The sequence below is a fragment of the Halonatronum saccharophilum DSM 13868 genome, assembly GCF_000517025.1.
GTDB classification, from domain to species: domain Bacteria; phylum Bacillota; class Halanaerobiia; order Halobacteroidales; family Halobacteroidaceae; genus Halonatronum; species Halonatronum saccharophilum.
This window is the reverse complement of sequence record NZ_KI912097.1, coordinates 445,758-453,587: the sequence shown is the minus strand read 5'-3', so window position 1 is coordinate 453,587 and position 7,830 is coordinate 445,758. Positions and strand designations below refer to the sequence as shown.

Here is a 7,830-nt window from a genome sequence, read left to right as displayed (position 1 = left end):
CTGTAATCATATAAGGTTGTTCATATTAGCGAATCTTACTTAACCTCAGATACCTCAATCTCCGTAAATTTATTACGTTAGGCTGTTAAGCCTATAAGGGATATAACTATTTCTAATTATTGCAGCTTTAGACCCTTACATTCGGAATTTTGTCAGTCTCTCATAGAGACATTCTAGTCTTGGATATTTTGTGGGAGTCCGACCTATCACAACCTTGGCTACCTCTAGCTACATTTCCTATAATTAGGGGGTGCTCTCAGCCGACTTCACCGAGCTTACCACAAAGTAATTCTTAATAATTACTTTGCAGTTCGGAGTATCAACTCTAACCCTTCCAGTCGCACCCAAAGAGTACTTCCTCAAGAAGCAAAAATCGCTTCTCTCAGGGCGTTACCCCTTCATTTGACTAGTCAAGTCTTTTAGTTCTAAAACATTTATCAGTTTTAGGTAATTCTTTTCAAATTACAACAAATCGCACCGTTAAACTAATGTTAGCTGACGTACGGCTTTTTAGTTTAAATACTTTTTTATATTTTATTTCTGATACAGTATTCTTCGATTAATTCTCTACTCAAAAATAAATAAATTATTGATGGAATTTCAATTATCTCTTTTAGATTTTTTCTCCAGTTATATAATATCTGTAAAATTTCATGTAACCTATAATCTTTACTAGAATCAAATTCACTAGGATTAATCTTCTCAACTAATTCACTTGCTAAATTCACAATTTCAAGTCTATCCATATATTCAGGCTTAAATCTTTCAGGATGATTATTTAAATAATCAAGTAAACATCGAGTTCTATTTTCCAAACCATTCATAATCTTTTTTAATAATCTAGTTGTTTTTTCAAATTTAATGAATACTTTCTCTATATATTCATCAGTATAATTTTTAAGTATTTCATTTGCTAATAAATTTTCTTCTGATAATTCTTCTAATCCTTTTAATTGGGTAACATGAAATAAATAATTATATAGTTCATAAAATTCAACTTCAAATTCTTCCAAAACCTTTAGTTCTGAAATATAGTCAAACCACCCTTCAATATTTAATTCTTCTAAAAGTTCCTCATTCAATAATTGAGGAACTAAATCAAAAAATTCTAAATTCTCTTCATCAATATCTAACAATCTATATAATTTAATCTCATAACTCCTTAAATTTATAACTTTTCCTTTTACTAAAGGAATTATTTTAAACTTTTGAAAATTTAATTCTGCTAATATTCGTTTAAAATAAGAATCTTTTATAGACTGAAACACAGTTTTTAAATTCTTAAAAGTTTTTTCTAAGCTTTCATTTAAAATTAAAGAATTAGGTATATCTAATACTATTACCTTTTCTTTCTCAAAAGATTTAACAATATTTACATTTACATTATTAGATAAATTATTAAGTTTATTTTGTATATTATTTTCCATATCTTTTTTAAATTCTATAATTTCTGTTTCAGCCGTATTAACTATATCCATATCATATTTAAAATATTCAATTGCAAATTTGTTCCATACACCTAATAATATTTTATAAGTTTCTTCTTCTTCGGTTTTTAAATTGATTATTTCATCATCATCAACATACTTTCCAAAAATTCGTTGAAATTCTTTTTGAAATTGATTATAAGCCTTTAAAATATTCCCTAAATTAATCATACAAATTCTATTAATATCATCATCAAATCTTATTCCATTAGCTTCAAATATTTTATTAATTTTTCTTTTTTCCTTCATACTCTTCCCTTTAAACTCTGTTTTAGCTAATATAATATTAATAGCTTGCTGTAAAAAATTTTGAACTGCCACCTTAAAATTACTATATAAATCTTTGAATTGACTATATCTTTGAAGATTAAGTGCAATTTCAGGTAACTGATTAGAAATATCATTTACTTTCCTACCTTCACTAGTAAATCCCCAACTATCTACTACTGTTTTAGGAAAGGGAAGTTCATAACAGAAAGATTTTTTTAAATTATCCCATTCCAAACTTGAAATACACTTTCCAAAAATGTTTACCTTACTTTGCTTTTTAAAATGTTCACCTATACCTTGAATTAATTGCTTTAATATGATAATTAATTTTTCTCTTTTACTTATAATATTTTCAACATATTCTGTCCAATTATCTGGGCGATATTTCCAACTTGCTAATTCACCAAAAATAGCATTTATATTAGTCAACCATTTTAAAGGTAGATTTCTTATTGTAATTTTTTTCTGAGTATCATCTATATCATAAGGTATTAAATCAAACTTATGTCCATATACTTGACTTGCAAAAATTTTTCTATCAGGATAAACTTTTCTCATTAAATTTATATTCTTCATTATCTGTGCATAAATAAAATTATCTTCTTCTATATCTTTTCCTTCAATATTAATTATACAATGTAAAGTTAATTTCTCTCCGTCATCTTCTATAATTGGAACATTAAATTCTTTTTTGAATCTACTAATAAATTTAGGTCTAATTTCGCTTAAAACTTTTCTACTATCATTTGAATTATAATAATATAACCCAGCTAATATATCAGCTATATATTCTAGTGAGTTTAATTTTAATGCTTTATTATAATCAAATTCAATTAAATTAATCTTTCTTTCTATATTTAATTTTCCTAACCAAAATAAAGCTTCACCACAATTTAACCAATCTTTGTCTGAATCAGGAAAATCAGTAGGTAATTCTACCTGTCGAAGATAATCATCTAGAAAGGTGTATATTTTATCTCTATTTTCTCTTAATGTTTTATTCCATCCATTAATTTTATCTTTTATATCTTGATTTATATTAGGTAGATCAATTTTTTCAAAAATATTAATTGGCTTATCAGACATAGAATTACTTATATCTAAGCCTAAAACAATATACCATCCATATCCAAACCTATCATATACCTCATCAATTGTATTGCGATTTTTTTCAACATATTGTTTAATACCAAACCATAATAAACTATTAATCACTCCATTAAAACCCACCCAAGAAGATAGTTTAATATCCTTCAAATAATTTAAGATTTCCTCATATTTAGCATGTTTACTTAAAGAATGTAAAATGAATATTTTTAAATCTTCTTCTGCTAAAACTACAATACACTTCTTAATATATTCATTCTTAGGCGATATAACTGGATCAAATAAAATATCAATTAAAATTTTTGACCTAATAGAATGTAATCCTGTCAAATACTTGCCATTTTCACTTATCCTTAGCAGATATTCTTTTTGAAATAATTGTAATATATATTTTGGAGCACCAAGTTCAAGATTTGAAAGTAAAGAGCTTAAATCTACTTTTCCATCATATGCACTAGCCAAAGAAACAATTTTTAATAATTCTAACTGAGTAGATTCTTCCCCTTGACTTATCCTTTTTTCAATATTTTCTATTTGTTGCTTTAATCTATCTTTTAATGTATTACCTTGAGTAACTAAATAAGTAAATTCTAATAAAGGTCCCTTCTCTCCAAAACTTAACCATGCTTCCTCGAAATCCCTAAATTTAACATCTGGCTTTCTTTCTATCAGTTTTTTATAAATTTTTTCAGCTTCTAAACGATTAAAATTTAATTCCATTTCAGAAAATATTAAGTCAGCTCCTGTTAAAGAAGACCTCTTCCAATCTTCTTCTCTAATAGTAACTAATACTTTAAATTTTGTATAATTATTTGCAACTTCTTTCACTATTTCTGTCCATTCGACATTACCAGGCTCAACATCTATATAAATCATTAAAGATAAGTCTACTGATTTAGATATTCCATATAAAGTATTAATAATTCTACGTGCATGAAATTTTCCTTCAATATAGTTAATTTGATATGAATAATTAGTTGGATGGAATTCATATAAATAACGATAAGCTAATGTACTTTTTCCTTGCCCTGAAGCCCCATGAATAATTACTATATTATCTTTTTCAAATTTTTTCTTAATCTGTCTAATCTTTTCTTCTCTAATTACATCTAAATTATTTTTAATATGAATATATTTAGCAGATACTGCAACGTAAAATTCCTCTCGTACTCGTTCTATAGATTCCTCTTTTTCAACTTTCATATAATCTAATGGTAAAATATTATTACCATATTCTTCATAAAAACTAACTCTTTCATTTAAAAACATACCTATTTGATCTAATTTATTTAATAAGGAATGTCTATCTACAAATCCTTCTTCTTCTGACAATTCATAAATCCAATACATTAATAAATCAAAAGCAATTTGATAATCCACTGTTACTTGAGGATTTTTTCTTAGAGCTCTTTTTATATTTTCTATAATTTTACTTTCTTTCACTTTTTCTATTTTTAAATTTTTAAAAATAAGTTCTATTTCTTCTTCTTTATAATTATAATTCTCCTTCAATTTCTTTTTTACCTTATTCCTATCTATTCCCTCTTTTATAATAGCATTATATAATTCAGGACCTACATTCCCAAAAACTACTAAATTTAATTTAGAATCTTGTCCCTCTTTTAAAGTCTTTAAAGACCTTCTAAAAAAAGAGTCCTCTTTTTGAGGAGAAAGAGAAGATAAAGATAAATTAGTAGAATAATTCTTTACTTGTACCACTTCTTTAAGATTAATATTATTATCATAAACCGCTAAATCTTCTTTTCCTTCTGGTTGAAACTTAAACTCATCTTCAGTGTGATTCAATATTCTATTAACTATATATAATGTTTGCGTTCTAAATCCTCGAAAAGCAGATTCAGCCCCTATATCAGACTTCAATCTACTCATAATATCACTCCTATCATAGAAAAGAAATTTACAAAATAAAATTAATTTCATATTTTTATATAAAACTGAGTATGTCAGCTGTAGGGCCAACGTCTGGTGTATTAACTAAATTCCCAGTCCCTGCCACCTCAAACCGTACGTGCGGTTTTCCCGCATACGGCTTTTCTATCAACTTCATCTTAAACCTTATTTGATTTCTCTCCACATTGCCATTCGTGCTACAAGGCTTCGGCTTTTACCTTGATGGGACTTTCACCCATTGGATATGTCCAGCTTCGCTATCTGGTAGGTCGGGGATCTCGCGACCCCTTTCCCCCATCAGAACTGTACGTGACAGTTTCCCGTCATACAGCTCAAGCTCTCTAAAACTAGCCTTCGGACTAGCAAACAATAACCTTGGGTCTTATCTCAATTTTAGTTTTCTACCCAAATAATATTTATCATACTCTGGCAGATAAGGGTTTGCATCGAACTTTATTAACCTATGTCTTACTATCTTTGTATCACTTGCAAATCTCAGTTTTACATCACCATCTGAGAATATCCAATCACGAGTTTCGTTTGATTGCCAATATTCTTCCTTTATCCACTTCTTGGACTTGTTAGGGTGTCTTCTCCTTGCCCAGTTCCATAAAGCTTTAAAGACATCACTATCTAAACTTTGATAGCTCTTTTTAGAACAAGCACTACTATGATAATTACACCAGCCTCTAATCTTTGAATTTAATATACCTATTAATTCTCCCTGCTTTATCGTTTTGTGCTTTTTGATTACTTCTCTTATCTCATTTATGATAGATTTATAGGCTTTCTTTGCAGGTTTAATTATCAATTTACCTTTATACTTTCTGAAGTTCCAGCCTAAAAAGTCAAATCCATCATTAATATGCGTAATTTTTGTCTTTTCTCTTGATAACTGCAATCCTCTTTCTTTTAAGAAGTCTTCAATTAGTTCTTTTATCTCTTCTAAAACTTCTTTATTTGTTGCAGTTACCACGAAATCATCAGCATATCTTACTATATTTATTTTATTTATTCTGTTGTATTTCCTGTTGATTGTCCCTCTTTCATTTGACCAATATTCTCTTTTAAGTAGCATTTCTAAGCCATCCAATGTCATATTAGCTAGTATAGGAGAGATTATTCCTCCTTGTGGAGTTCCCCTTTTTGTAGGAAATAATTTCTTATTATAGACGTACCCTGACTTTAGAAACTCTTTTAATATTTCTTTATTTATTGGTATATTTTCTTCTATCCACTTGTGACTTATATTATCAAAACATCCTCTTATATCTCCTTCTAATACCCATCTTCCTGATATCTTCTTTCCTAGTAGTTTGAACAGATATTCCTTAGCATCAGCACAACATCTATATTTTCTAAACCCAAAGGATATTCTGTCAGCTTTACTTTCAGCTATTGGGTCTAATGCAATTGCATATATCGCCTGCATTGACCTATCAAACATTGTTGGAATTCCAAGAGGTCTTTCTTTTCCATTTGTTTTGGATATATATATTCTCTTTAATGGTTTTGCTTTATAGTTTCTTTTGCTTAATTTCAATGCATTTATATACTTTGTTGCAGATGTCTGCCATAGTTTCTTATCTACACCTGCTGTTCTTTTCCCCTTGTTTGTTGTTACTTTCTTTACCGATAGTAGTTTTACATAGTATGATTTTGTTAAAAGATATTCTAGTTTTCTAGCTAGATTATAATTACCCTTGATTACTGCTTTAGCGATTCGGGATTGAAGTTTATTAACCTTTCTTTTAACAGCCTCCCAAATTATTAGTTCCCATCTGAGTTCTGCTTTTTTTCGGTCTATGGTCGCCCACTCGTGACGAGTTATTTGGCTTGCCATATTCATAAAGTTTCCATCCTTTCCTGCTTTAGATCACCTCTTAGGAAGTCTGCCTCCTTTGAGAGTAGGGCAAATTTTGAACCCCTATCTATCTCATTACAAGATAGCCTTCGCTTCTTCCAATCTCTTCTACCCACTGGCTATTATATCAACATTACTGTTAACCTACCTGAGCATTTCAGGAAACCATTGGGCTTACCCAGTTCTATACCTTAGCCAATTCATACTGTCTTAAATTCTACCTATACTCCGAAGATATTGGTCTATTTGCCAAGTGATATGCCCAACTTACTTGACCCCATCTCCCACCTTTTGGTCATAGTGTATCAGCCTAATTTCACTATTTACGTTTGACGAAGCTTGCAGTAGTTCAATTAATTTAATCTTAACAGTAAATTTACCCTAGCAATCACCTGCTTTAAGGCTAGCAGTCTGTTTCACATTGTCTCTATCGCTTAGCACCCAGTCGTTATCAACCACGCACCGATAGATAGGATTACCTCAAATAGAGTAGGTAGTCCAAAGGTCTACTTTTCAGTAGACTTAGACAGCCTAAGATATAGCTTAACCCCTGTTATTTCAAGGGCTGGTCGCACGGACATACAACGTCCCGCAGGCTTCGCGACGTCCCTCATAGATACCATTAAACTACCTGATTATTTAATCCTCACATAAGTCAGTTCTCTGGCGTTCTCCTCTTATTACCTGGGATGTAGCTAAGCCGCTGTTATACGAAGTGGTGCCATGCTCAAACCTTCTCATTTTCCAGAAGATATGTTTCCTTTTTCATTAAATCTTTTCCCATATTTATTAAGTGCTTTATCTAATGCTACTTCTAAATTAATTTCAGTCTTATTAGCAATACAAATTAAAGAAAATAGAACATCACCAAATTCATTAATCCATTCATCTGTATTCTCGAATTTTTCTTTCCCATAATTAGAACCTTTTAAAACTTCCTTAGATAACTCTCCCACTTCTGATACAAGGTCAAGCAATCTACTCTCTATTTTTGTTTCAAGATTATTTTCTTTAACAAACTTGTACACCTTACTCTGTAAATCAAAAACTTCCATAAACAACCCTCCCAAAAATCTTAAAGTTTTTTACGAAAAGTAAATTGTTGTTTTTCATTTTTATAACCTATTTTCTGATAAAAAGCATGAGCCTTTTCTCTAAGTACATTTGAGCGTAAACTCACAGCATAACACC

At 29.6% G+C, this 7,830-nt stretch carries 3 protein-coding genes; all 3 read right to left on the bottom strand.

The features are described from left to right. Window positions 1–527: 527 nt before the first annotated feature. Window positions 528–4,376, bottom strand: coding sequence for a hypothetical protein (locus HALSAC_RS0113445; protein WP_156924199.1), 3,849 nt, complete (start codon window positions 4,374–4,376; stop codon window positions 528–530). Between the two features lie 781 nt (window positions 4,377–5,157). After that, window positions 5,158–6,624 (bottom strand): group II intron reverse transcriptase/maturase, encoded by a 1,467-nt coding sequence (gene ltrA, locus HALSAC_RS0113440; RefSeq protein ID WP_027340697.1) that lies wholly within the window; start codon window positions 6,622–6,624, stop codon window positions 5,158–5,160. Between the two features lie 752 nt (window positions 6,625–7,376). Next, complete coding sequence (locus tag HALSAC_RS0113430; protein WP_027340696.1) at window positions 7,377–7,694, bottom strand: MazG nucleotide pyrophosphohydrolase domain-containing protein; 318 nt, start codon at window positions 7,692–7,694, stop codon at window positions 7,377–7,379. Window positions 7,695–7,830 lie beyond the last annotated feature (136 nt).

Coding starts and splice junctions, on each gene's coding strand:
- ltrA (WP_027340697.1), bottom strand. CDS start 6,624: ATGAATATGGCAAGCCAAATAACTCGTCACGAGTGGGCGACCATAGAC.
- HALSAC_RS0113430 (WP_027340696.1), bottom strand. CDS start 7,694: ATGGAAGTTTTTGATTTACAGAGTAAGGTGTACAAGTTTGTTAAAGAA.